General features: G+C 34.5%; 19 protein-coding genes and 3 pseudogenes. 4 read left to right on the plus strand and 18 right to left on the minus strand.

Translation table 11 applies throughout. From position 1 onward, the window contains the following. Positions 1–258: 258 nt before the first annotated feature. Positions 259–861 (minus strand): DUF7686 domain-containing protein, encoded by a 603-nt coding sequence (locus KW93_RS07040; protein ID WP_052131495.1) that lies wholly within the window; start codon positions 859–861, stop codon positions 259–261. A gap of 379 nt (positions 862–1,240) precedes the next feature. On the opposite strand from KW93_RS07040, the gene KW93_RS07045 reads away from it, so the two are divergent. The 4 genes and pseudogenes from KW93_RS07045 (at position 1,241) to KW93_RS17970 (ending at position 2,381) form a co-directional block, all read left to right on the plus strand. Continuing rightward, a complete protein-coding gene (locus KW93_RS07045) occupies positions 1,241–1,531 on the plus strand; it encodes a helix-turn-helix domain-containing protein (RefSeq protein WP_081986949.1) in 291 nt (96 codons plus the stop codon). A 179-nt stretch (positions 1,532–1,710) separates the two neighbouring features. Further along, positions 1,711–1,794, plus strand: a pseudogene (locus KW93_RS17965) (IS3 family transposase); the annotation flags it as partial. A gap of 135 nt (positions 1,795–1,929) precedes the next feature. After that, entirely contained in the window at positions 1,930–2,076 is a 147-nt protein-coding gene (locus tag KW93_RS17785; protein ID WP_235318379.1) for a hypothetical protein, read from the plus strand. 89 nt (positions 2,077–2,165) lie between these two features. Next, positions 2,166–2,381 (plus strand): integrase core domain-containing protein, encoded by a 216-nt coding sequence (locus KW93_RS17970; protein ID WP_442956614.1) that lies wholly within the window; start codon positions 2,166–2,168, stop codon positions 2,379–2,381. Positions 2,382–2,668: 287 nt separating this feature from the next. On the opposite strand, the gene galU is transcribed toward KW93_RS17970, so the two are convergent. The 17 genes and pseudogenes from galU to KW93_RS07130 form a co-directional block, all read right to left on the minus strand. Next, positions 2,669–3,559 (minus strand): UTP--glucose-1-phosphate uridylyltransferase GalU, encoded by an 891-nt coding sequence (gene galU / locus KW93_RS07055; RefSeq protein ID WP_033542286.1) that lies wholly within the window; start codon positions 3,557–3,559, stop codon positions 2,669–2,671. A 23-nt stretch (positions 3,560–3,582) separates the two neighbouring features. After that, positions 3,583–3,723: pseudogene (locus KW93_RS17790) on the minus strand (NAD-dependent epimerase); the annotation flags it as partial. A gap of 287 nt (positions 3,724–4,010) precedes the next feature. Continuing rightward, complete coding sequence (locus KW93_RS07060; RefSeq protein WP_033542287.1) at positions 4,011–5,237, minus strand: nucleotide sugar dehydrogenase; 1,227 nt, start codon at positions 5,235–5,237, stop codon at positions 4,011–4,013. Positions 5,238–5,915: 678 nt separating this feature from the next. Continuing rightward, positions 5,916–7,091, minus strand: coding sequence for a glycosyltransferase family 4 protein (locus tag KW93_RS07065; RefSeq protein ID WP_033542288.1), 1,176 nt, complete (start codon positions 7,089–7,091; stop codon positions 5,916–5,918). A gap of 42 nt (positions 7,092–7,133) precedes the next feature. After that, positions 7,134–8,399 (minus strand): flippase, encoded by a 1,266-nt coding sequence (locus KW93_RS07070; protein ID WP_052131498.1) that lies wholly within the window; start codon positions 8,397–8,399, stop codon positions 7,134–7,136. Positions 8,400–8,439: 40 nt separating this feature from the next. Further along, on the minus strand, positions 8,440–9,825 hold the full coding sequence (locus KW93_RS07075; protein WP_033542289.1) for a phenylacetate--CoA ligase family protein: 1,386 nt from the start codon (positions 9,823–9,825) through the stop codon (positions 8,440–8,442). Between the two features lie 70 nt (positions 9,826–9,895). Continuing rightward, on the minus strand, positions 9,896–11,854 hold the full coding sequence (locus tag KW93_RS07080) for an alginate lyase family protein (RefSeq protein WP_033542290.1): 1,959 nt from the start codon (positions 11,852–11,854) through the stop codon (positions 9,896–9,898). A 488-nt stretch (positions 11,855–12,342) separates the two neighbouring features. Continuing rightward, complete coding sequence (locus KW93_RS07085; RefSeq protein ID WP_033542291.1) at positions 12,343–13,437, minus strand: hypothetical protein; 1,095 nt, start codon at positions 13,435–13,437, stop codon at positions 12,343–12,345. Between the two features lie 64 nt (positions 13,438–13,501). Then, positions 13,502–14,815 carry a hypothetical protein gene (locus KW93_RS07090; protein WP_033542292.1) on the minus strand — a complete coding sequence of 438 codons (1,314 nt, stop codon included), beginning with the start codon at positions 14,813–14,815 and terminating at the stop codon, positions 13,502–13,504. Positions 14,816–14,859: 44 nt separating this feature from the next. Continuing rightward, positions 14,860–15,639, minus strand: coding sequence for a glycosyltransferase family A protein (locus KW93_RS07095; protein WP_033542293.1), 780 nt, complete (start codon positions 15,637–15,639; stop codon positions 14,860–14,862). 142 nt (positions 15,640–15,781) lie between these two features. Next, on the minus strand, positions 15,782–16,687 hold the full coding sequence (locus KW93_RS16920; RefSeq protein WP_052131499.1) for a glycosyltransferase family 2 protein: 906 nt from the start codon (positions 16,685–16,687) through the stop codon (positions 15,782–15,784). 254 nt (positions 16,688–16,941) lie between these two features. Next, entirely contained in the window at positions 16,942–18,270 is a 1,329-nt protein-coding gene (locus tag KW93_RS07105; RefSeq protein WP_033542294.1) for a UDP-glucose dehydrogenase family protein, read from the minus strand. After that, a pseudogene (locus KW93_RS17795) lies at positions 18,267–19,154 on the minus strand (UTP--glucose-1-phosphate uridylyltransferase). The gene KW93_RS07105 and the pseudogene KW93_RS17795 overlap by 4 nt, the downstream one beginning before the upstream one ends. A 39-nt stretch (positions 19,155–19,193) precedes the next feature. Beyond that, complete coding sequence (locus tag KW93_RS07115; RefSeq protein WP_033542295.1) at positions 19,194–20,072, minus strand: NAD-dependent epimerase/dehydratase family protein; 879 nt, start codon at positions 20,070–20,072, stop codon at positions 19,194–19,196. A gap of 5 nt (positions 20,073–20,077) precedes the next feature. Then, positions 20,078–20,668 carry a sugar transferase gene (locus KW93_RS07120; protein WP_033542296.1) on the minus strand — a complete coding sequence of 197 codons (591 nt, stop codon included), beginning with the start codon at positions 20,666–20,668 and terminating at the stop codon, positions 20,078–20,080. Positions 20,669–20,709: 41 nt separating this feature from the next. Then, a complete protein-coding gene (locus tag KW93_RS07125; RefSeq protein WP_033542297.1) occupies positions 20,710–22,548 on the minus strand; it encodes a nucleoside-diphosphate sugar epimerase/dehydratase in 1,839 nt (612 codons plus the stop codon). A 225-nt stretch (positions 22,549–22,773) separates the two neighbouring features. Continuing rightward, positions 22,774–23,541 (minus strand): tyrosine-protein phosphatase, encoded by a 768-nt coding sequence (locus tag KW93_RS07130; protein WP_033542298.1) that lies wholly within the window; start codon positions 23,539–23,541, stop codon positions 22,774–22,776. Positions 23,542–23,548: the final 7 nt, after the last annotated feature.

Raw genomic sequence — 23,548 nt, forward strand, 5'->3', positions numbered from 1 at the left:
TATTTCTCTGACGGCGGATATAATCTCCTGTTCGCGCATAACCTCCTCAAAAGCACCTCCACCAATCTAAAATCACTCCCTCAAACACCTGCTTGCCCCCCAATTTATTTTTTTTGTTCCCTGAGAGCCGCACAATCTAAGGATACTTCCCAATTTATGACAATTCCTTTTTTTCCATAAAAAAGAACATCCCATCCCAAAAGCGCTTTACTCTCGGGAGCGGATGTTCTTTCGCATTTTTAGCGCAAATCAGCAAAACTATACCTTTTCCTCTTCTTGATTCCAAAAATGATGAACCTCATTTTCTTCCCAAACTATCTCTTCGTACGAATCCAGCATCTCAAGTTTCACCTGAAACCTTTTATACCCCATCAACATCCTGCCGACTTCCTCCCATGTATAGGCTTTTCCATTAATGGCCAGCAGCGGCAGGCGTTCATCCGTCAAGTTGGAATCTATTCTACCCGCCAACCGATCGTTCCTGATAGAATTATAATTCTGGCCATTTGGAAACGTTCTCCGCTCCACGTAAATTTCAGCCATTCCCCTTTCCGCTTTGGCAATCAACCGCAGAAGCAGCTCGCCCTGGTCGCTGTACAAATCATCCTGGATATTAAATTCATAACCGCCTTCTGTCATTTCTTTCGCTTCCATGAAAATGCCAAGGAGATCCATTCTTTTTCTCAGCAGGAAATGACGGACTTCCCCTTTCCCGTCACGAATTACCACGCCTTCGGGATAGCTTGTTGCCGCGACCCCGAACTGCTTTTCCATCCGCACGTTATAGCAGGCGAGACAGAGCTTCTCTTCACCAAAATGGATATACACGTCGTCCTGTTGGCATTCCTTACATTTTGTCACCGCGGCCACCTCTTTCACTCTTCCCATTCTCTCTAAACAATATAACAGGAAGATGACTCTGACAATTGGTATTAGTTCTGAGCGCTAGGCTCTTTCTCTATCTTTCAGTTCCCAGGGAACGGCACAATTCATGACGATTCCGGATTCTGCGTAAAAATCAATACTCCCTCTCCTTGGACCTTGGGTTCACTGGAAAAGATTTTCTTTGTCTTACAGTTGTCTTGAATTGTCAGAATACGGTAGAATTGTTTGGTCGCCCCCTTAAAACGGACAAAAACGGGTATACTCTATACAAAAATACCCGATTTCGTAGACTGGGGATGACAAAATGATTATTCGAAAGAAGAAACCATAAGTCAATTCCACTCTTGATACACGAATTTATGCAGTAAAAGAGGTCGTGGAAAACCATCGAACCAACCGGGAAGTGGCCGATGAATTGGGGGTGCATATCCATTCGGTTAGACAGTGGGTCAGTAATTTCAAACAGGATGGAGAAGCGGGACTCATGTCGAAACTCGCCCACCTCCGTCCCGCTGATCAGGCAGAGTTAGAACGGTTGCGGATCATCGAAAAAAAGTATAACAAGCAACAAAAAGAGATTGAAATCCTAAAAAAGTTCCAGGCCTTTCTCAAGGAGAGCGAAAACAAAAAGCCTATGAAGCCATAACTGCGCTGAGAAAGGATTACTCTGTCGAGCAATTATGTGAAGCAATCGGGGTCTCCAAAGGCGGCTACTATGATTATCTGAAGCGGCCACAAAGAGTACTCACAGAACGTGATATCGCAGATATGAAAGCTATTAGGCAGACGTTCAACAAGAGCAACGGAACCTAAGGCAGCAAGCATATCGCAGGCGAACTGAAGGAACGGAACCATGTCATCAACCACAAGCGTGTGGCCAGATTAATGAAAGAAATGAATTTGGTCTGCCGGATTCGAAAAGTCAAAATAAGCCGTGAAACCCGTACAAATCTTGCAGTACATGTCTATCCCAATCTCTTAAATCGCGTTTTCAATGCCCTCCTTCCCAACACCAAATGGGTGATTGATTTATCCGAGCTCAACGTGGAACACGAGAAAATCTTCATCTCGGCCATCGTCGAATTGTTCAATCGCGAACTGATTGCGGTCGTACTGGGCGCCAGACCCAGCTACGAGTTGGTTGAAGCCACTATTGCGATGGCCAGACCGAACGGAAACTCGAGAAAATGACCGGCATTCTGCTTCATACCGATCGGGGATCCCAATTTACTTCGTACGAACATCACAAGCAATCGAAGGAATGGGAGTTCATCCCCAGCATGTCGAGAAGAGCCAACTGTTGGGATAACGCGGTCATGGAAAGTGTCTTTTCCCATTACAAAACTGAATTTGAGCTGCACTATCCGATGCATAATTATACACAGGTAAAAATCGATTTACTCCTATTCCGCGTGTACTTTAACGAGGAAAGAAGCCAGAAAAGGCTCGGGTATAAGACCCCCAAAGCCTTCCTGGAAGCGCATTTACAGACTTAAAAGCATTGTTTTAAGTTGTCCGAATAAAGGGGGACAAACCAGTTTCTTTCCCAAGGACGCGAATTTCAATTATAGTTACCAATTTTTTAATAAAACTTATAATATAGGCTTTAGAATTTCGTAATATTAACATTAAATAAATTAAAAAGTATAATATTTACATTTTTTAAGATTTTTATAAAAATAAGCTATCCTCGAAAATCATTAGATTTTTCGGATAGCCCTTATAGCATCTATTTACTTTGGAAAGTAATCTCAACCACTTCACCAAAATAAATCAGAGGCGATTACTTACTTGCTTTTACTGCAGTGTTCTCTTCCAACTTCTCTTTAAACAACCTCAACAACTGCTCCCTCAACTCAGGACGCTTCAAAGCAAACTCGATCGTCGTCTCGATAAACCCGAACTTCTCACCCACATCAAAACGGCGGCCGTCAAACTCATAAGCATAGACTGACTCGCTCTCATTCAACTTCTGGATCGCATCCGTCAATTGGATCTCTCCGCCTGCGCCCAGTTGGTGTTCGCCCAGGAATTCAAAGATTTCCGGAGTCAGTACATAGCGGCCCATTATGGCATAGTTCGATGGAGCGGTTCCTGCTGCCGGTTTTTCTACAAACTTGTTCACTTCGATCAGATTGCCATCCACCGTTACCGGATCTATAATCCCGTAACGCTGTGTATCTTCGTCAGATACTTGCTTAACGCCGATTACACTCTTGCCGACCTGCTCATGCTGGTTCATCAGTTGAAGCAAACCCGGCTGCTCATCATTCTCTACAATATCATCGCCCAATAAAACGGCAAACGGCTCATCACCGATAAATTTACGGGCAGACCAGATCGCATGGCCCAAGCCTAATGGCTGTTTCTGGCGGATGTAATGAATTTCAACTTTTGACGTCTGCAAGACAGAATCCAGCATATCCGTTTTGCCTTTTTTCAACAGGGTTTCTTCCAGTTCGAAAGCATGGTCGAAATGATCTTCGATGGCTCTCTTCCCTTTACCTGTAACGATAATGATATCTTCAATCCCGGAAGCAATCGCTTCTTCCACTATGTATTGAATGGTCGGTTTATCTACAATCGGCAACATTTCTTTTGGCATTGCTTTGGTGGCAGGCAGGAAACGGGTTCCCATGCCAGCTGCCGGTATAATTGCTTTTTTAACACGCATATAGAGCACCTTCTCAATCTCAATTATTTCTTGTTATAGTATTCGCAATGCCAGTCAGTAAACTGCTGCAAGCCTTCTTCTATAGTAGTTTTTGGTTTAAACCCTACAGCTTTTTTGAGCAAAGTTATAGGAGCATAAGTCGCCAGTACATCACCTGGCATGATCTATCTAAATTATTCACTTTACGTTAGTTCGATGAAAAATCTAAATAGTGGAATGAATCAAGGGTAACAAGTACAGCCATCATGATATTTACTTACTGTATTTTACTTTTATCCAGCTGTTCCCAGATTGTCCCTGTTTCGCACGCTTTTATGAATATTTAAAAATTTTCGATATTTATACAGGTAGCAATATTCAAAACCCTTTTGAGTCCTGAGTATTTTTTTTCATATTCAATTGTAGTGAATAAGCTGAATCGTTTTTGACACAGGGGCGCGATTTTTCCTCTTTATAGTTTGTAGGTATTTTCAAGTACACTTATATTTTTGGTGTCAAGAACTAGCTTATCTCTCAGCATATCCATATTTTCTTTAATGTGGTCATGCCCAACCATAACTACCACGATTTCAACTTCATTAACGAAATCTTCAAAGTTCATAAACTGATGATCCACTATTCGTCCTTTAAGGAAAGGATCGAAAACTTTTACACCAAATGCTAAATGCTCATCCAGTCTCTCTAACAATTGAAGGGTTGGGCTTTCTCTTGTATCATCAACATTTTCTTTATAGGCCAATCCATACAAACCTACTTTTGAAATATCTTTAATATTATGCTCACGCATAATATCTCTTATACGTCCTAAGACATGGCGTGGCATAGAATCGTTAATTTTACGTGCAGCTAGAATTAAATTTGTCAAATCCGGATAGTCTCCAACAAGAAACCATGGGTCTACAGAAATACAGTGGCCGCCAACCCCCGGACCTGGTTGCAAAATATTTACACGAGGATGCTTATTCGCAATTCGAATAATTTCATATACATCTATATCATCTGTACGACAAATCTTAGCCAATTCATTCGCAAAAGCGATGTTAACATCTCGATATGTATTTTCTATTACTTTTGACATTTCAGCAGATCTAATATCTGTTAGAACAATTTCTGATTTACAGAAACTAGCATACAAATCCTTTATTTTTGCAGCAACTTCTAAATTGTCTGCACCGATAGTCCTTGAATTATGTACGAGCTCATATACCATATTTCCCGGAATAATTCTTTCAGGAGCATGTAAAAGATGAATGTCTTCACCAATTACAAATCCTCTATCTTCAATTATTGGGCGGATATGGCGATCAATCGTCCCCGGTGAAATAGTAGATTCAATAATAACTGCTGCGCCTTTTTCACAAACGTCTAATACGCTGTTTACCGCAGAAATCACATATATAGGATCTAACTTTTTACTTTCTTCAATGTATGGCGTCGGTACAGCGAGAATATAAGTATCTGTTTTAATATACTCAGTTGAAAATTCAATTCCATTAACCCGAGCTTCTTCAAAAAGTTCTTGAAGACCCTCTTCTTCGAATGAAAGCTTCCCCTGATTTAGTGATTCCACTATGCTTTTATTGTAATCTGTACCTACTACTTGCAGACTACTTTTAGCGAACATTAATGCTGTTGGTAATCCTATATATCCTAGTCCTACAATATTAATTAATGACATCAATTTTTCCCCTAACGAAATACTTGGTTTGTTAAAAAACATTTAAATATATATCAGATTACTTTTTTCTATTAATGGTTCTTCTTTATTGCTCTATTGTTATATTTGAGATGCTAGGCTAAAATACTCCAGTTTCGAATATATGTTCACTCGCTATATTGTCTATTGCATTGCATGAGCATAAGAATCAAAGCCTTCAAATAATGGCTTGAAATATATTGGAATTCACACAGGAAGGGCTTAATATTTCTCCGGCTCATTCTTCATCAAAATCATGGCTTGTACCGTTCATTTGTTCCGGGTCTAATGTAAATGTTATTAACCAGCGGTTGCCCTAGGTGCATTCCGATTCAGACATATAATTTAATCTCTCGATCTCATTTTAAATGTTATTATCTTAATAAAAATGATAGTCATTTTAATTTAGAAACTAGTGAATTATTAACTTTAATTATTTGCCTCTCCATTAAATAATGTGTTCAAGAAGTAGTAGTTAAAGGCATTTATGGGTTGATAATCATGAGGCACTGAGTTGCAAAAATTAACTTCCCTCAGTAGTGTTTTCTTGGCCTCTCAAGTCTTGATTTAAGAAGCTTTCTTTAAAACCGACTATAGATTTATAATTTTAAATGATTCCATTACATAAAATAACAAAGAATCAACTAATCTAAAAAATAGTTAATCTTTTATATCCTCATATACAGAGCTAAATTGAATAAATAATCGGTCCCAGGAGAATAAGGAATTCGTTTTTGTTCTTAAATTAATTCTATCCACATCAGAGGATAATACTGCTTTAATTTTAATTGCTAAATCTGAAACATTTTCAACCGATGGATTAAAAGTGTCACCGATGAACAAAGGACTATACAAATTCTGAAATTCACTAACTACCTTATCAAATCCTATAACAGGTGTTCCATAGGATAAGGCTTCAATATACACTAGTCCAAAACTCTCGCTTCTACTAGGTAAAATAAATACATCTGTTATACTGTATAGTTCCATAACTTTTTTGTATGGCATTGGCTTTAACATAATAATTTTCTCTATAGTATTATATTTCTCTGCGAACCTTAATCCTTCATCATTGGCTACAATTATCAAGCAGACATTTTCTCTTAGATACTTGTCTGATGAAATACTATTAAGTAATATATCTAGTCCTTTTCTGTTTACTGGATCTGAAACACCTGAAAAGAATATTACTGGGCTATTGTTGTCAATATTTAAGCTTTTCATAACTTCTTCTTTATCATTTATTAAATTTTTTTTAGCCATGAAAGGATTATATATCTTTATTAAATTCCTAGTATCCAAACCATACTCTTCATGTTTTGTCTTTGCGTAATCAGATATATATATTACCTTATCGGAATTGAATGAATTGTATTTCACTTTCATCAATTTCTGTTCTATATTTCCCTGCCAAAATCCGTGATCTGTAGCAATTAACCTTGGCCTATTTTTCATTAATGAAAGAGCAGTTATAGCATCATGGTGTAATGAATGAACATGAACGATGTCATATTCAGAAGTAATTTTCCTTAAATTTTGAAAGTGATAAAGAACCTTTAATTTATCCTTAAATCCTAAAAAATTTATGTTTTTAAGTTTTTCTTTATCAACTACTAGTAATCCTATAATACCTTTTATAATTTTAAATAATTTATTAGCTTCTTGGTGTAAGTTAATACCTTGTATTTTCTTTAGTTGTCTTATATTTGTATATAAACCAACTTTATAACTTTCTTTTGCTTTTGTAATCAATTGGATGGAGTGATTTGCTATCCCCCCATCTTCCTTACCACCATATTCAAATGGTACTGTGGTAATATATAGAATTGACTTCATTTTTAAACTCCTATCTTAGTTGAAGAGTGCAAAAATTAAATTTTAATCTTTCTTAAGAAACAGTTTTCTAAAGAAATAGCTATATATAAATACTGCTACAAAATAAGTTAAAGTGTTTGCTATAGCTGCTCCATACATACCGAAGTATGAAATTAAAAAATAATTTAGTGAAATATTTATTATGACAGAAATTAAGTTAACATAAAAGTTAATGTCTGATCGTCCTACGCTTAACAAAGTATTTCCAATAGGTGCATAGAGACTCCAAAAGACAAACCCTAATAGTAAAATTTCAAGATAAAGAACTGAATTTGAATAATTTTGACCAAAAACAAAGGGAATAGCTATAGGGGCAATTAAACCAATAAACAACGAAATTGCTATTGCAAGAACAGCATTTCTACTCCTATACTTTTTAATTATTTCTTCTACTTGCAGTTTATCTTTAGAAACTTTTGAAATTTTAGGAACCATAATCTGTCCAAGAGTTGAGGGGATTATCATCATTGAAGTGATAATCAATTGAGCAATGCTATAATAACCTATTGTTACTTGATGTATGCCTATTAAACTAGCGATAACAATATTTCCATTAGCTAATAATGCTCCCAATAAATTTGAACCAAATGCAAATATACTTATATTAAAGATTTTTTTTGTTTTGGACACTGTCATTGTAAGAAAGTATCGGAAATTAACCTCTTTTCTGATATAAAATAAAATCAAAACAAATGTGAAAAAGTTCAGTATAACTAATGAATAAATGTAACCGTTTAATCCCATCCAAAACGCACAAATTGTGCTAATAACCACAATAAAAATTTTAGATAATGATTGAATTAAAGAAATAGTTTTAACTTTTTCTTGAGATTGAAGATATACCATCACTATATTAGTAATACTTAAGAAAGGGATTAAAAGAATATAAACTACAAATAAATTATCAACCTTCAATAGTGATAATTTATTTAGTATAATAAAGCCAAGTATCAAAGCAAGTGAAGAAAACAAGGATATAAACAAACTTATGCTGAATATTGATTTTTTCTCATCTTCATTCACTTTCTCTGAACAAAGCTTTAGTACAGAGGTATTAAGCCCAAATGTAGCTAATATAACTAGAATATTTAAATATGATTGCATTACTTTTATAGTTCCAATATCTTCAACACTTAATATTCTAGTTAAAAAAATCTGACCTCCAAAACCTGCTATTTGTATCAACATATTAGCAGATAATAGATGTAGAAAGCCCACTTTGTTGGCTAACCTGTATAATTTTAAAAAATCACTTTTTATTTTACTCACATATATTTCCCTCTCGAACCACTGATTCCATTATATTAATCTAAAAGTCTAATTTTTGAATTAAGAATTTATGCTTTCCTCTTTTAGTAAGAGCGATATTATCAACAACTTCGACATACACCTCCAATTCGCCATTAGTTGCATTTTTCATATTTTTAATTATTTCTCTTTGATCGTTTATGTTAACTTCTTCATTTTCTACAACTTTCATTATGACTTTACCTACTTCTTCTTGGACTAGTTGCATTCTTTTAATCTTCCTAAAGGCTTCAAAATGTTGTGCAAAGATTATTGCCGTCATGGCTACTTTAGCACCGCTTTTCGTAATTATTTGTTCAGTTTCCCTCCCTTGTATATCTTTAATATTCATATAAGGTCTACCACATTCACACTTTTCTTTGGTATATATTGCAATATCTCCAGTCTTATATCTTAAGAAAGGCATTGCATAATTATTGAAATTAGTTGCAATTATCTCACCGGGTTCATTCTCCATAGAAACTTCTATGCCCTCTTCATTTATTAATTCCGTAATGCCATACTCACTTTGTAAATGTAATAATTTACTACTCTCACAATTGCCTGCAATACAACTATGCTCAGTTTGACCATACAAATTAAACACTCTTGCTTTAAAGACTTTTTCAATAACTTCCTTTTGATAATCGTATAACTTTTCTGAAGAACAAAATATTGCCTTTAAATTAGGAAGATTAATTTCCAAGTTGTTTGACATTACAAATTTAGAAAGTATTTCTATAGAAGAAGGATAGGCTTGTATAAATTCCGGATTAAACTTCTCTATACTTTTTAGAAATAGTTTAATATTTTCATTAGTTAAGTTATAAGAAGATAAAATTAAATCTTTTCCGTTTGACTCCATTGAACCGTTTTTGACTTTATTGCCCCTTATAATAACAAATTTTTGCCTTATTTTAGGATTAAATCCTGCCCTTTTCCAAATATGACTAACAAATGCCCATTCACGAGGCACCCCAGTTCTTTTATCTTCATAAAAAGCTAGTGGGGTGCCAGACGACCCTCCTGTAGTTTGCAACTTTAAATGCTTTTTAGGAATATTTTTTGCTGTTAAATCATCAAAGTTTTCTCTAATAACTTCCTTAGTTAAATAAGGTAATTTTTTTAAATCCTTTATAGAAACAATATCCGAAGGTTTTAAATTTCTTTCGTCAAAGATTTTTTTATAATATGGAACATTATTATAGCAATGATTTACTAATTTTTTTAATTGATGTTGTTGATACTCTTTAACTTGAAGGTGATTAGAATTTTCAGCTTTACTAAGTTGATTATAGGTTTCACGAAAGGTTCTACCATACCTGTAATAGTATGGTACCGATTCTCTCGCGTAATAAAATGGCTTTAACACATTTTTTGGTAATATTTTTTTTATAATCTCTTTCATTTAAACTCCTCTAGTAAATTTATTTTTGATCTAATACTAACGATAATAGTCCAAACACTTAAAATATTCCCTAAATACTTTTTAGCTTTATATTAGTAATAATTTCATTTTCCATTGTTTCTACAATTAATGATTTAGTTTCCTCAATGTGGCCATAGGCTCTAGAATAATATTTGTTTATAATTTCTAACTTACTACCGCTAGTAAAATTCATATTAACTTTATATTTTTTACCGTATAATATTACACTTTTATTCTCAATAGTGACCCTAATTTCCGGTGAAAAAATAAAGTTCAATTCCTTTTTTAACCCTACATTGTCATTTACACAATCCACTATCTTTAAACTTTTTGTATCATTAAATACTATATTTCTTTTATGTTTAAGAATTTTATTTTTATACCTAAATCCAGAATGTTCTCCAACAAACCTATTCTGGCCGAATTCTAAAATTTTGGCATTAGATTGGTTTTCTAAAACAAACAAATTTTCACCAATGTAATTCTGTTCCAATTCAGCAACGCGTAAGGTATTATGGTAACAAGTACTTCGAAATACATTTCTCATTTTAGGATTCGAGGTATAGGCATAGGTTCCGGGATCAATAATAAAGTCCTCTCCATCAATATTAAGTTCGAAGCTTAATTGATCGTTATGTGAATGTCCTCCTTTGCCAGCAGTCCCGATATCTCCACATCGAATTAATAAATATAATTCCTTATTTCTAATAATATGAATGCCACCCTGGGGATAAGTTACTGATTTCAACTTTCTCTCTTTACTTGTACTTTCAGTTAACTTATCAAACAACCATAGAGCTGCAAGTTGATTAGAATTAAAGTAGCTAAAATCGTTGCGGTGAAAGTATTCACTTGATACACCGAGTAAATATCTGAAGTCTTTTTTTTCCTCACTTCTATAGTCTGAAAATATAATAAATTTACCGCTATCCATATCGCCTACTTGAGGGATTAGACCATTTGATTTTGTTATATTCATTAAAACTTCGCTCATTTTTTCAAGTCTTAATTTAAATGATTGTGAGAACTCGATATTGTTTCGATCACACAAAATCGACGTATAAAGCAATAACTCAGTTACTAGGCAATGGTAAGCAGTAGAAGCTTCATAATTAAATCCATCTTCATAAACTTGTTTTTTAATCTCAATTTCTAGCTCAGCCATACCTAAATTTAACCAATATTTACTCTTATTTTTCTTCAAGTTAACATTATTAAAGTATAGACCTAACCAAACAAGGCCAACAAGATCTGTAATATAATGGTTATTACTAATTTCGCTTTTTTCAAGATTTTTAGAAATGAATTCTCCGTGCATATATAAGGATTTATTGAAATTAATCCAAAAATCACTTTCTATACTTTTGCTCTGCTTAAAATAATAAGAGCCTAAAATCCAATTACAAGCTCGAATGGCTACATCCATCGCACATGTCCAGTTTATAGACATTTCAAATGGGTTTACCTCCAGCCAACTTTCTATTTGATTCTTAAATTCTTCAGCATATTTTTCATTATTAGTTAACCAATATGCTTGACCAAGTGTAGGAATATGCTGGAATCTAGACAATTCCCAAGGAACTTTTACATCTGCTGCGTTATTTAAATCGATTGTCTTTATTTTATTGTAATATTTATTCTTCCAAATAAAACCAGTTTTAAAATCTTGATTCCAGTTAATGTTTCTTCCTAACTGAACATCTCCAGAACCTAGAAGATTGAAGATATGATCACATACCTTATCTGCAGATTCAATTGTCTCCTTGACAACTCCCTTTTTTTCTAAAAAGTCATTATAATACTTTTTATTTTCGATATTAAATAATGATGTCATATTTGAAGACCAATTTTCAAAAGGATAGCTTTCTACATTAATTTTATTTTCGGTAACTCTAGCTTCTCTATATATATGATAAGCTTTTGAATAAGTTTTTTTATATATTTTCTTGACTAAAATATTCGGTGGTATTTCTTTCACTTTTTTCAAATAACCTCTAGATAAAGTCATTTTCAAAGCGCTCCTATCATAAAGTCTATTTAAAATAAGACGTATATAAATTCAATAAATCGAATTAATTAATTTTAGTAATCAAAATTAACAAAACATTAAATGCCTAATTAAAACAATTGGAAAATTTTTTTAGAATAGAAGAATCAAGTAGTTCTGTTTAAATCTACTAAAAAGCTGTAACATATGAGCAAGAATACATGGAAACTTTATCTGGCAAACGGTTTAGTGTTATTAATTTTTAAGAAATCGTTGAAATCTTTTATACTTCTAGACAAGATTTATACACAGAAGACTGGCGTTACAGACCAATAAACTACATGTGGAATGACCCCTTTTAAAAAAACAAAAAGGCGGGATGAAGTAATTCTTTAAAACCTACTCCTCTTAGAGTATTTGAGAAAGATATTTCTCTAACTCAATTTATTATAGTAATGTATTTTAAAAAACATCATCTTAATAGCAATGAATTTAATAACTAAATATAACTAACCTATTATTTTCCTTGCTATTACTTCTGGTTTAAATTCCGGAGAAGGTATGTATTCACGCTTTTCTATAAGGATATCTTTTATAGTGTTTACGATACTTTTTTCATTATTTTTACATGTATAAAATCTATCAAAACTATTTAGATATTCAACTATTTCATTTACGTGATCTCCATCTAATATTACCAATATAGGTTTATTAGTAGCTGCATAGTGATAAAGTTTACCTGGTATTTGAGTTCCTGTTTTGTTTAGAACACAAATTAATATACTGCATTCTTTCTCCAATTGTTCTACTTTACTCTGATTGATTCTAGGGAGAACAAAAATGTCTTTTGTACTACTTAATTCCATATTAGAATTTCCAGCTATCACACAACTAAAGTTATTATTTTTACATGCTGAATAAAACGGTAATAGGTTTCTTACTTCATATTTATAATCACCAAAGTATCCTAATTTCAAACTTTCTTCATTAATTTTATTTATTACATATATTTTCTCATCGAGGTAAGGAATAGGGACAAACTTCATCCGCTCAGCTAATTCCGGAAATAACTTTCTTTGTTCTTTCAGTGTGAAAGGCGAAACATAAATAATTCGATTTGCTTGAGAAAGTAATCTATATTCAACTTTTTTAATGTAAGCATTTGGCAGGATTGTTTTATTAGTTATATCAAGTGTTAAGGGATCTCCCCAGTATTGAACCCACTCCCCATACTTTAAACCCTGTTCTATTAATTTACTCACAGCAACATGTGAACTTTTGGGGTCAGAGGAGGAAATAATTAAATCATAGTAATCAATCTTCAAAAGACCTTTATTAATATTCTTTGCTACATTGATACTGTTATCAAATAAACTGAATGAATGATAAACCTTCCTCAATAGAGGTAATATTGTCTTCTTAACTATTCCTAACATAGTTTGATTACTTTCCACTAATGAATTATAAATTTTATTATTCTCTGTATAAATAACTCTATCACAGTCTATAATACCATTTGAGTTATCGTAGTATTCATCGTTTTCACGTGCTGGAAGTGTTAATACATCAATTTTATGCCCATCTATTTTTAATCCTTTAATCAAAGCTTTATTCCTAATCATTGCAGAAGTATTTTTTTGATGTGAACTTAGTGTTACAAATAAAACATTAATCTGAAACCACCTCTTTATTTCTATTTCCAATACGTAAAAGTATCAATATAATATAAATAATTATCCAAAATCTCGGTTGCATAAAATCGCCTCTATAGATCGAGCTCGTAAATAAATGTATAGTCAATACCCAAGCATAGAGACTGTACTTATTGTTTTTCAAACTTCCCCAAGAAACCTTTAAAAGTTTATAAAAAATAGTTATGTAACAAATCAACCCTATATACCCTAATTCATAAACCGTATCTGTAAATAGATTATTTGATGTTACATGGACGTTCGTGCCATTAGGTAAAAATTTTGTTAAATGTAAAAAATTAAATGAACTAGGCCCATACCCAAATAAACCTTGTAAAAAATTCCCCTCCAAAACCCAAATAAAAGGCATAAGAACCATAAATAATCTACTATGTTGTTGTATATCGAACATAGTGCTTAATCGACCAATAAATGGATATAGGAGCTCCATTATTTGTTGGTAATAAATAAATGAAAAAGCAGAAATAAATAATAAGAATAATATACTTGCGCTTAAATATTTTCTTTTAAATTCGAAGCTTCTATATTTCACCAAACCTATTATTGTTATTAATGACACCGAAAATGTATTTAGATATCCTCCTCCAGAATAAGAAAATACTATCAAAAATAAACCAAAAAATATTATCATTATCGGCTTTTTACTAACTATAAAAGCAATAATAATTAAATCAATTATTAAAGGTGCAAAATAGCTAGGCTCATTTGCAAGTGAAGTAAGACGGTTTCCTATAATGAACTCACTACCTTGAACACTGTGAATTTGATTACGCGTCTCTAAATTTAAAAAAGGAATTCCTATAGAATAGTGTAAAAATTGCCAAGCTCCAATAAGTGCAAAAAATAAAACCCCATAATAATACTTTTTAATTAAAGAAATGATTTCGTCTGCGGTCCAGTTTGCTGAAATTGATAATAGTCCTATAAGTAACATTACATTTAAAAATACTAGCACCATTCTTCCAAAAATGTCACTAGATACATATTGCAAATAATTTGTATCGCTCTCAAAGAAGAGGCTGAAAATAATCCCTATAAAAGAGATTAAAATTGGTATTAGAAATAGCAAAATTATATTTATTTCTAATAACGTTACTTGGATCTTTTTCTTTTTCAAAAAATAAGTAATTAAATACGAAACAGAAATCATTGTGATAATTACAGTAGTCGGAATAAACGGAATTAAATTTTGAAACCAGCTTGATACTGCAAAAGGTGCTGCAATAAAAATTATATATATAGGTAATTTATCTAAATAGTTAGAATTCACAATTATTATGCTCACCTGCTAATAAATTCATTTTCCTAAAAAAGTTACTTCATTTCTTTAATGCCTCTAACCATCAATTTATAAGCCTCAAACCAGCTTTTTTCTTTTTTATATTTATTCTTATGGCGAAGGGCAAATTGTAATGCAAAAACTATTGATTTCTTTTTAAATAAAGAAGCGTACAATGCACCTTTATCATGAAAATATTTGTCTGTGTATCCATTAAACCAAGTGGAATCTTCTTGACTAACTTCTCCAATTGTGGAAGAGTTCGAATATACTTTTAAGCCTTTTTTTATTGCGTTAAAGATAAATAAGCTGTCTTCTCCAGAACCATACTTTGCCCCTCCACCAAAAAGCAAAGAAAAATAGAGATTTTCTTTTTTCAAAGATTCAGTTTTTATAGCCATTCTATATGTTCCATACCTTAAACAATTAAACCATCTAACTCGTTTATTTTTTTCTATTTTCTTTGATTGCCTTAAAAAGTTTTTACTTGGGACATTAAACACAATCATATCAGCATCTGGTTGTTTTTTAAAAGCGTCTAATATAATTTTCTCATAGCCCTCAACATAAACAACATCGTCATCAGCAAACAAGCAAATATCTGCGCTAGCTCTCATCAAAGCATTATTTCGACTTAACCCTACCCCTCTTTCTGCAAAAGATAAAAATTTTATTATGTTTTCTTTAAAGATAAATTCTTTTACTTCATATTTTTCACATTGATTAACAATAATTGCCTCCGTACTTAAATTCATTTTTTCCACCAAATTATAATCTTTTTGATGCATGGTAGATACTAATACTTGCAAGTTCATTACTATACCTCCTTAGTTCTTTAACCAGAAAATTTTCTTTTATAACTATTATAGTCAAGTTTTTTATTTACTAATATTTCATTCCTGTTTTAAGTAAGAATTAGTGGATAAATTGTCAAAAAAACTATAGAGTATTCAAGTTTCAATTAAACTTTTTAATTTTCTTTTTAAAATAGAGAAGTTCAGAAAGACAGTTTTTTGGCGAAGTAATTATAGCTTTAAAAAAGTGTATAAAAAACAAAAAATGCATACCACTTCTTTTACCTACCATCATCATGACTGCATGATGTCTAAACTTAATATATGTCTTTTCTTTTTTATTTAGATATTTAAAATATTTTTTTTTGAAATTATATAGCTCTATTTCTTTTTCAACTTTATTAGTCCCTAGTGAAATCCTTTCTTGATTATGAGCATATTGAATTACATCAGCACCTTGCATATATCCAATATTTAATCCTCTTTCAATTGCCTTTAACATTAGCATAAATTCTTGTCCCATTTTAACATCATCAAAACCCTCTAATTTTAGTATAGACTCTATCTTAAACATAAAAGTAGAGGTCGGAGTTAAGTGATGCATCAAATGCTCTTTTAAGAGATCTTTATTAGATAGACTTGTAATATAATTATGTTCTCTGTAATCAATTAATACATCATCACTATTATGAATTCTTACATCTGTGAATGAGAGATCATAATCATTTTGCAACATAAACCTTAATTGCTTACCTACTTTGTGTGGCAAATAAATATCATCATCATCCAGAAATGTAATGAATTTTCCATTGGCATTTTTAATTCCTACATTCCTAGCAAATGCACCTCCTAGAGACTTATTATTTTTTACATAAATTACTCTATAGTCAGTAGAATATTTCTTCATTTTTATTTCTGTTTCGGCTCTATGCTGGCTATCAGGAATATTGTCATCCACTACCACAACTTCTATGTTTGAATAGGTTTGATTTAAAACAGATTCTATTGCTCTTTCTAAAAGATTACTACGTTTATACGTTGGAATTATAATACTTACTTTGTTGAACATTTTTATTCAGCGCCTTACTTATTATATTTATTAAGAAATATAAAGTCAGAAAGTATTTATACTAAGCGTGTTTTCTTGAGCCTTATAACGATTTTCACATCAACAGAAAGACTCGATCGGTTGAACTAAAATGCTTAATTCATTAAAATATTAATCTATAAATAATAAATATATGGTAATATCAACTTCAAAAATTTTATGGAGAGACATCATTGAATAAGCAAACCGGTTCAATGCTATTTCTTCTATATAAATTATACTAGTTCTTTTACTCTTAATATATTTGGTCGTCCTATTGAATGATATTCTATATCATGTTTATAAACGTCATTTAAGTCATAACAGTTACGACCATCAAAAACCACCTTGTCTAAAAGTAATTTACTATAAGCTTTTAGATCAATATTTTTTATTTCCTCCCATTCAGTCATAATAAATGCAGTATTCGCTCCTCGAAGAGCTTCTTCGACCGAATTTGCATACTCAACAGCTTCTGGAAGTAACATTTTAGCATTCTCTGTTGCTATTGGATCATAAGCAATTACCTCTGCTCCAGCCAAAATTAAACTTTCGGCAGTAATGATTGCTGCTGATTCCCTCATATCGTCTGTGTTAGGTTTAAAAGCAAGACCTAGCATAGCAATGCGTTTTCCTTTTAAGGAACCATAATATTCTTTTGCTTTTTCCACTAAAAGTAGTTGCTGCTTACTATTAACTTCTATTACTGCTTTTAATAAATTAAATTCATGATCAACGTTCCCCGCTATTTGTACAAGAGCTTTAGTATCTTTAGGGAAGCATGATCCACCATATCCAATCCCTGCATTTAAGAATGAACTTCCGATTCTCTTATCGAAACCCATACCTTTTGCAACTTCTTCGATATTTGCACCTAAATTCCCGCTAATATTTGCAATCTCATTGATAAAACTAATTTTTGTCGCTAAGAATGCGTTTGAAGCATATTTAATCATCTCAGCACTACGTAAAGTAGTTTTAAATATATCTAGACCGAAAGGTTTGTTGATTTCTTCAATAATATTGGCAGCTTCTTCATTATTTGAACCAATTATAATTCGGTCTCCATGAAAAGTATCATATACAGCTGAACCTTCTCTTAAAAATTCTGGATTAGAAACTACTTCAAAAGGCACCTTTGTATTTGTAGCAATAAGTTTTTGAATATGCTCATTCGTACCCACCGGAACAGTACTTTTTGTAACCACAATAACTTTACCAGTGATATTCTTAGCAATATCAAGACATACAGTATTAATGAATTTTAAATCAGCAGTTCCATCTTCCTTCTCAGGTGTTCCTACAGCTATATAAACTATGTCAATGTCCTTAAAAGCTAAGTTGTGTTCTGTAGTAAAATTAAGGCGCCCCAGTTCAATATTTTTAACCATAAGTTCTTCTAGCTTAGGTTCATATATAGGAGAAATCCCTTGTTTCATACTCTCTACTTTTGCTTTATTTAAATCTACGCAGGTAACGTTGTGGCCGATTTCTGATAAAGCTACTCCAGTTACTAGACCTACATAGCCTGTCCCAACAACAGCTACTTTTTTAGGGTTATTCATTTGATTAATCTCTCCTTATTCAAAGCACTTTTAAAATATTTCATAACATCAACATGCATATCTTCTCTCATGAAAGAAAAATCAATTGTAGCTTTACAAAGCCTAATTTGTCCCCTACTTCATACCGACCAAAAAAAACTCTTTAGCAAGTATCTCTTGGTTCTTATTAAATATTATGAGTGCATCAGACAATTGAAATTCCCCGCCTGCCCCCGGTTTAAGTGTAGCCAGAATATCAAACATTTCTGGTTGAAGATTACAGCGCCCCATAAATGCGTAATTCGAAGGTGCTTCAACTCACTTTGATTTTTCTATAAATGTGTCGATGTTAAAACCCCCATCAATTAAAGACGCCTCTTTAGGAGCGATTATTCCATATTTAGATACATTTTCATTAGGTACTTATTGAACTCCAACGACCGGTGAATTATATAATTCAAATACAACTATTAATTGTTTAAAGCAAGGAACTTCTGACTGAACTATGTCATCTCCCAGTAAAACTGCAAATGGCTCATTTCCAGTAAGTCTGCTTGCACAAGCAACTGCATGCCCCCGTCCTTTAGGTTCCTTCTAACGTATGTAATGGATATTGACCATATCAGAAATAGCTTATATCTCTCTTAATAGTCCAAACTTTTCTTTTTGAGCAAGTGTTTCTTCAAATTCATACAATTTATCGAATGATCTACGATTGCACGTTTCTCCTCGACCACTTACTTTAATAATATCTTATATATCAGAAGCCACAGCCTCTTCTATAATGTATTGAATGGTCGGTTTATTTACTATTGGAAGCATTTCTTTAGGTTATGCTTTAGTAGCGGACAAGAACCTTTACCTAACCCAACATTAGGTATAATTGCTTTTCTGACCTTTTGCATATATTAATCTAGGCTCTCTCACTCTTTGAATTTACGATTTTAGAGTTTATTGGACGAATTTTCAGTTATGCTTATACTTTCTTCAAAACTAAGCTTTTTATATTCAAAACCTTCTATATTACAATCTTCATTATTGAAATAGATATTTCCGAACATTTTTCTGAAAGTCGTGATGTAATTTCCAAAAGTTATAAATATAAATCCTAATAAAGATGATTTGTAAATTCGCTTACCATGATATCTTCCTATCACACTTACAATTTCAATAGTATTCACATCTTCTGGATTCTTCACTAAAAAAACACCCAGTAATCTTTTTTCTATAATATGAGCAACTATATCCGAAAGATGATCAACAAAAATCATACTTCTTTTATTATTAATCTTCGGAAAAACAGGTATCATTTTCGCTAGTCTGCTTAGAGAACTATAGTTCCCCGGACAATTAGGTCCGTAAATCATTGGAATCCTTAAAATCGATACATTAAAATATGATGATTGAAGCTCATTCAAAAGTTCTTCTGCTTCAAGTTTACTTTTACCGTAGTTGGAAGTTGGAGCTGGCTCTGTCTCTTTAGATATTATTGTTTCTTCACCAATCTTACCGATTAGTCCATATACCGCCATTGTACTTAAGAAAATAAAAGATTTAACTCCTTCACTCTTCGCTTTCAAAGCAAGCTGATACGTCAAATCTCTATTCACTTTATAATATAAATCTTTATTCTCGGCCGTTTCTTTTTTATGTACAATACCAGCAACATGGTAGATAGCATCATAAAAGGAAAAGTCTTTTTGCTCCCAGGCATTACCCCGAACTGATACAAAGTCAATCGTCCATCCTTTATTCAATTCAGTAATACGCTTGGCAAATTGAGTTCCTGTATAGCTATTCTGACCTGTCACTAAAACTTTCATAATAATTACGCCCCTCTTTTTCCTTCTTTAACCCCATCACTCTTCAAAACACTAAACACTGTCCCAAAAAATATCTTAGAATCCAGCACCGGACTCTTATTCTCCACATACTCCCCGTCTATCTTCGCCTTCACTTCAATTGGAAGCTCATCTCTTCCGCTGATTTGCGCCAAACCAGTCAATCCTGGAAGCACATCATTGGCTTTATACTTATCACGCTCAGCAATCAGATCATACTGATTCCAAAGCGCTGGTCGGGGACCGATGATGCTCATTTCCCCTTTAAGGATATTGATCAATTGAGGGAGTTCGTCCAGACTAGTTTTGCGAAGGAATTTGCCCACCCGAGTTATGTAAGCATCAGGTTTGTCGAGTAAGTGGGTAGGCATATCATTCGGCGCATCATTTTTCATTGTTCTGAACTTCAATATATTGAATTCTCTTTTTCCTTTGCCGATACGTCTCTGTTTAAAAAGAATCGGACCCGGAGAATCGATCTTGATTACAATACATAATAGAAGAAAAATAATCGATAACGTAATAATAATAGCTAACGATAAAGTGAAATCGATAATTCTTTTTATAACCGAGAACATGCTTTGTTCCCCTTCCGTATTCTATATCTACTTAATGGCTTTTATTGAGCAGTAGGAACGAGAGATTTCTTAGGCGCGACATTCTTCCTATTAGCTAACCCAACTAAAACTTCCTTAACTTCCTCATTACTCATCTCTTCCAGTTTCTCCATCAACAACATCAACTCAAGCTCCGCAGCCGGATTCGCCTTTCCGATATAAATCTTCGGAAACACCATCTCGCTCTGAATCTCGTCTTCACCAAGCAGCTCTTCATACAGTTTCTCACCCGGACGGATGCCGGTCTCTTTGATTGGGATATCCAACTCTGTATATCCGGAAAGTCGGATTAAGTTACGCGCCAAGTCGATAATCTTCACTGGCTCCCCCATATCCAGAACGAATACCTCGCCGCCTTCAGCCAGTGAACCTGCCTGTATGACAAGACGTGACGCTTCCGGAATCGTCATGAAATAACGGGTCATCCTGCTGTCGGTGATCGTCACCGGACCACCTGCCGCAATCTGTTTCTTAAACAGGGGAATGACTGAACCACGGGAGCCCAGCACGTTACCGAAACGCACAGCCGCAAATTTTGTCTCGCTGCGCTTGGCTAGATTCTGTACCAGCATTTCCGCAAAACGCTTTGAAGCGCCCATTACGTTCGGCGGGTTCACCGCTTTGTCCGTCGACACCATGACGAACTTCTTCACTCCGCAGATATGGGCCGCGTCCGCGACATTCTTTGTGCCGAAGATGTTATTCTTTACCGCTTCCATCGGATTACCTTCCATGAGGGGAACATGTTTATGAGCCGCTGCGTGATAAACGACATCCGGTTTGTATTCTTCCATAATTTTAAAAATTCGTTCCCTATCCTGAATGTCCGCAATTATCGGAATAATTTCCGTATCAGGCGATGCAGTTTTGCGCAGTTCCATATCAATCAGGTAGATTGAGTTTTCGCCATGGCCGAGGAGCAGAAGCTTTTCCGGTCCGAAGCGCATGAGCTGACGGGATATCTCCGAACCGATCGAACCACCCGCTCCTGTTACCAGAATCGTTTTGCCGTTCAACTGATCAGCGATTTTATTCATATCCAATTGGACTTCGTCACGCCCAAGCAGATCTTCGATTCTTACATCGTGCATTTCCGTCACGGAGACTTTTCCGGTCATGATGTCTTCAATCATGGGAATTGTCTGAGTCCGGATCCCGGAATCGACGCAGCGCTTCATAAGTTCCGCACTGTCCGGGCGGCTCATCGACGGAATGGCGACGATGATGCGTTCAATGTTATTGTCTTTAGCAATTTCTTCAAGCGCATCGGTTCCGGCACTTGCCACACGTACGCCGTGAATTTCATAGCCGTGCTTTTTTACGTCGTCGTCCAGATAGAGTACCGGCACCAGACCGTTTTCTGGATTAGCGAGCAATTGGCGCGCCACCATCTGGCCCGCCTGTCCTGCACCGACGATCATGGTCGCTTTTAGGCCCGCTGCTTTTCCTTTGAAAACGGTATCCCGGAAAATTCTCCATGACAGGCGTGAGCCGCCAATCAACAAGAGATGGAGCATCCAGGTGATGGCGAGTGCACGGAACAGCACATCGCCGCGGTATAAATATTGAACGATGCCGACGGCCACAATCGAAAAGCTCACCGCTTTGAAAATCAGCATCAATTCATTGATTGACGCATATTCCCATACTTTACGGTAAAGGCCGAAATACAGGGCAAATGCATGGTGGGCTGTAAAAATCGTGATGGCACTGGCAATCAGAAATGGATTGTTAAAGGGGTTATCCCAAGGATGTAGAAGAAAATAGCCGATAAAAATGGAGAAAAAAACTATTAAGGAGTCCAAAAATGCCAGTAAAGATGTTCTGTTTTTCAAGGTCATGCGATCGCTCTTTTCTGTTATGAAATAATGATTTTTAATATAAAGAGTTAATATCTAACAAAAACTTAGATAATCATAACATGACTATCAGCCTAAGTCGATGTCGAATTATGTCGATTGCATTAAAATAGTCATAGAATGGGCTGAAAACGCTACGCATTTTCAGCCATTTTTCACATTTATTTGTTTAGTAAGACAAAAGCCATAGAATTAGTTTTTATTATTTCAAGAAAACAACTTCCACCATTTACCTTTTTCAACCGTCTGTGGTTCCAATACATGCAGGTTTTCATCCAGCAGGATGCGGTCATTGTTTTCGAGGAAAATATCGACGAACTCATGCAGTTTCTTTTTCTCCAGCAGATCGAGCCCTGCATTAAAATGGAACGGACGGGTGTCGACCGAGTGCACGTCAGAACCGTAGACATGGATAAGATTTGCTTCAATTAAATCGAATGCTGTTTTCTGTATCGCTTTGCCAAAATGGCCGGAGACAGAACCGGCTGTCACCTGCGCCATGGCACCATGCAAAAGAAGGCGGTTCAGGCGTTCCGGTTTTTCGATGATGCCCTGATTTCGTTCAGCGTGGGCAATGATCGGTACATAATTACGGGTGATCAATTGCTGGATGATCGGAACGGTATAGCCGGGCACTCCGGAAGAAGGCAGCTCCAGCAATACATAGCGGGATTCGGCCATCGTCAACGCTTCGCCTGCGTCAAGCAGATCTGGCAGTTTTTCCGTCAGGCGGCATTCCTGTCCACTGTAAAGTTTAAGGTGGATCCCTTGTTCAGTTATGTAATTCTGTGTCGTTTCAAGCTGTGTTTTCAAGGCGGCGAGGTCTGTGCGGAAATTGGGATGATAGGCATGCGGCGTCGCGATGATGCCGGTTATCTGTTCTTTGACTGCTAGCTCCAGAAGTGCTTTCGTTTCATCCATGTTCTGAGCGCCGTCGTCCAGGCCTGCCAGTATATGTGCGTGTGTGTCAATCACTGGGTGT

The organism is Planococcus sp. CAU13, from assembly GCF_000775575.1.
GTDB lineage: Bacteria > Bacillota > Bacilli > Bacillales_A > Planococcaceae > Planococcus.

Bases quoted from the DNA above. Each gene is read 5' to 3' on its own strand.
- KW93_RS17970 (WP_442956614.1), top strand. From the start codon at position 2,166: ATGTCGAGAAGAGCCAACTGTTGGGATAACGCGGTCATGGAAAGTGTC.
- galU (WP_033542286.1), bottom strand. From the start codon at position 3,559: ATGCGTGTTAAAAAAGCAATTATACCGGCAGCTGGCATGGGAACCCGT.
- KW93_RS07060 (WP_033542287.1), bottom strand. From the start codon at position 5,237: ATGTCATTAATTAATATTGTAGGACTAGGATATATAGGATTACCAACA.
- KW93_RS07065 (WP_033542288.1), bottom strand. From the start codon at position 7,091: ATGAAGTCAATTCTATATATTACCACAGTACCATTTGAATATGGTGGT.
- KW93_RS07075 (WP_033542289.1), bottom strand. From the start codon at position 9,825: ATGAAAGAGATTATAAAAAAAATATTACCAAAAAATGTGTTAAAGCCA.
- KW93_RS07080 (WP_033542290.1), bottom strand. From the start codon at position 11,854: ATGACTTTATCTAGAGGTTATTTGAAAAAAGTGAAAGAAATACCACCG.
- KW93_RS07095 (WP_033542293.1), bottom strand. From the start codon at position 15,639: ATGAACTTGCAAGTATTAGTATCTACCATGCATCAAAAAGATTATAAT.
- KW93_RS16920 (WP_052131499.1), bottom strand. From the start codon at position 16,687: ATGTTCAACAAAGTAAGTATTATAATTCCAACGTATAAACGTAGTAAT.
- KW93_RS07105 (WP_033542294.1), bottom strand. From the start codon at position 18,270: ATGAATAACCCTAAAAAAGTAGCTGTTGTTGGGACAGGCTATGTAGGT.
- KW93_RS07115 (WP_033542295.1), bottom strand. From the start codon at position 20,072: ATGAAAGTTTTAGTGACAGGTCAGAATAGCTATACAGGAACTCAATTT.
- KW93_RS07120 (WP_033542296.1), bottom strand. From the start codon at position 20,668: ATGTTCTCGGTTATAAAAAGAATTATCGATTTCACTTTATCGTTAGCT.
- KW93_RS07125 (WP_033542297.1), bottom strand. From the start codon at position 22,548: ATGACCTTGAAAAACAGAACATCTTTACTGGCATTTTTGGACTCCTTA.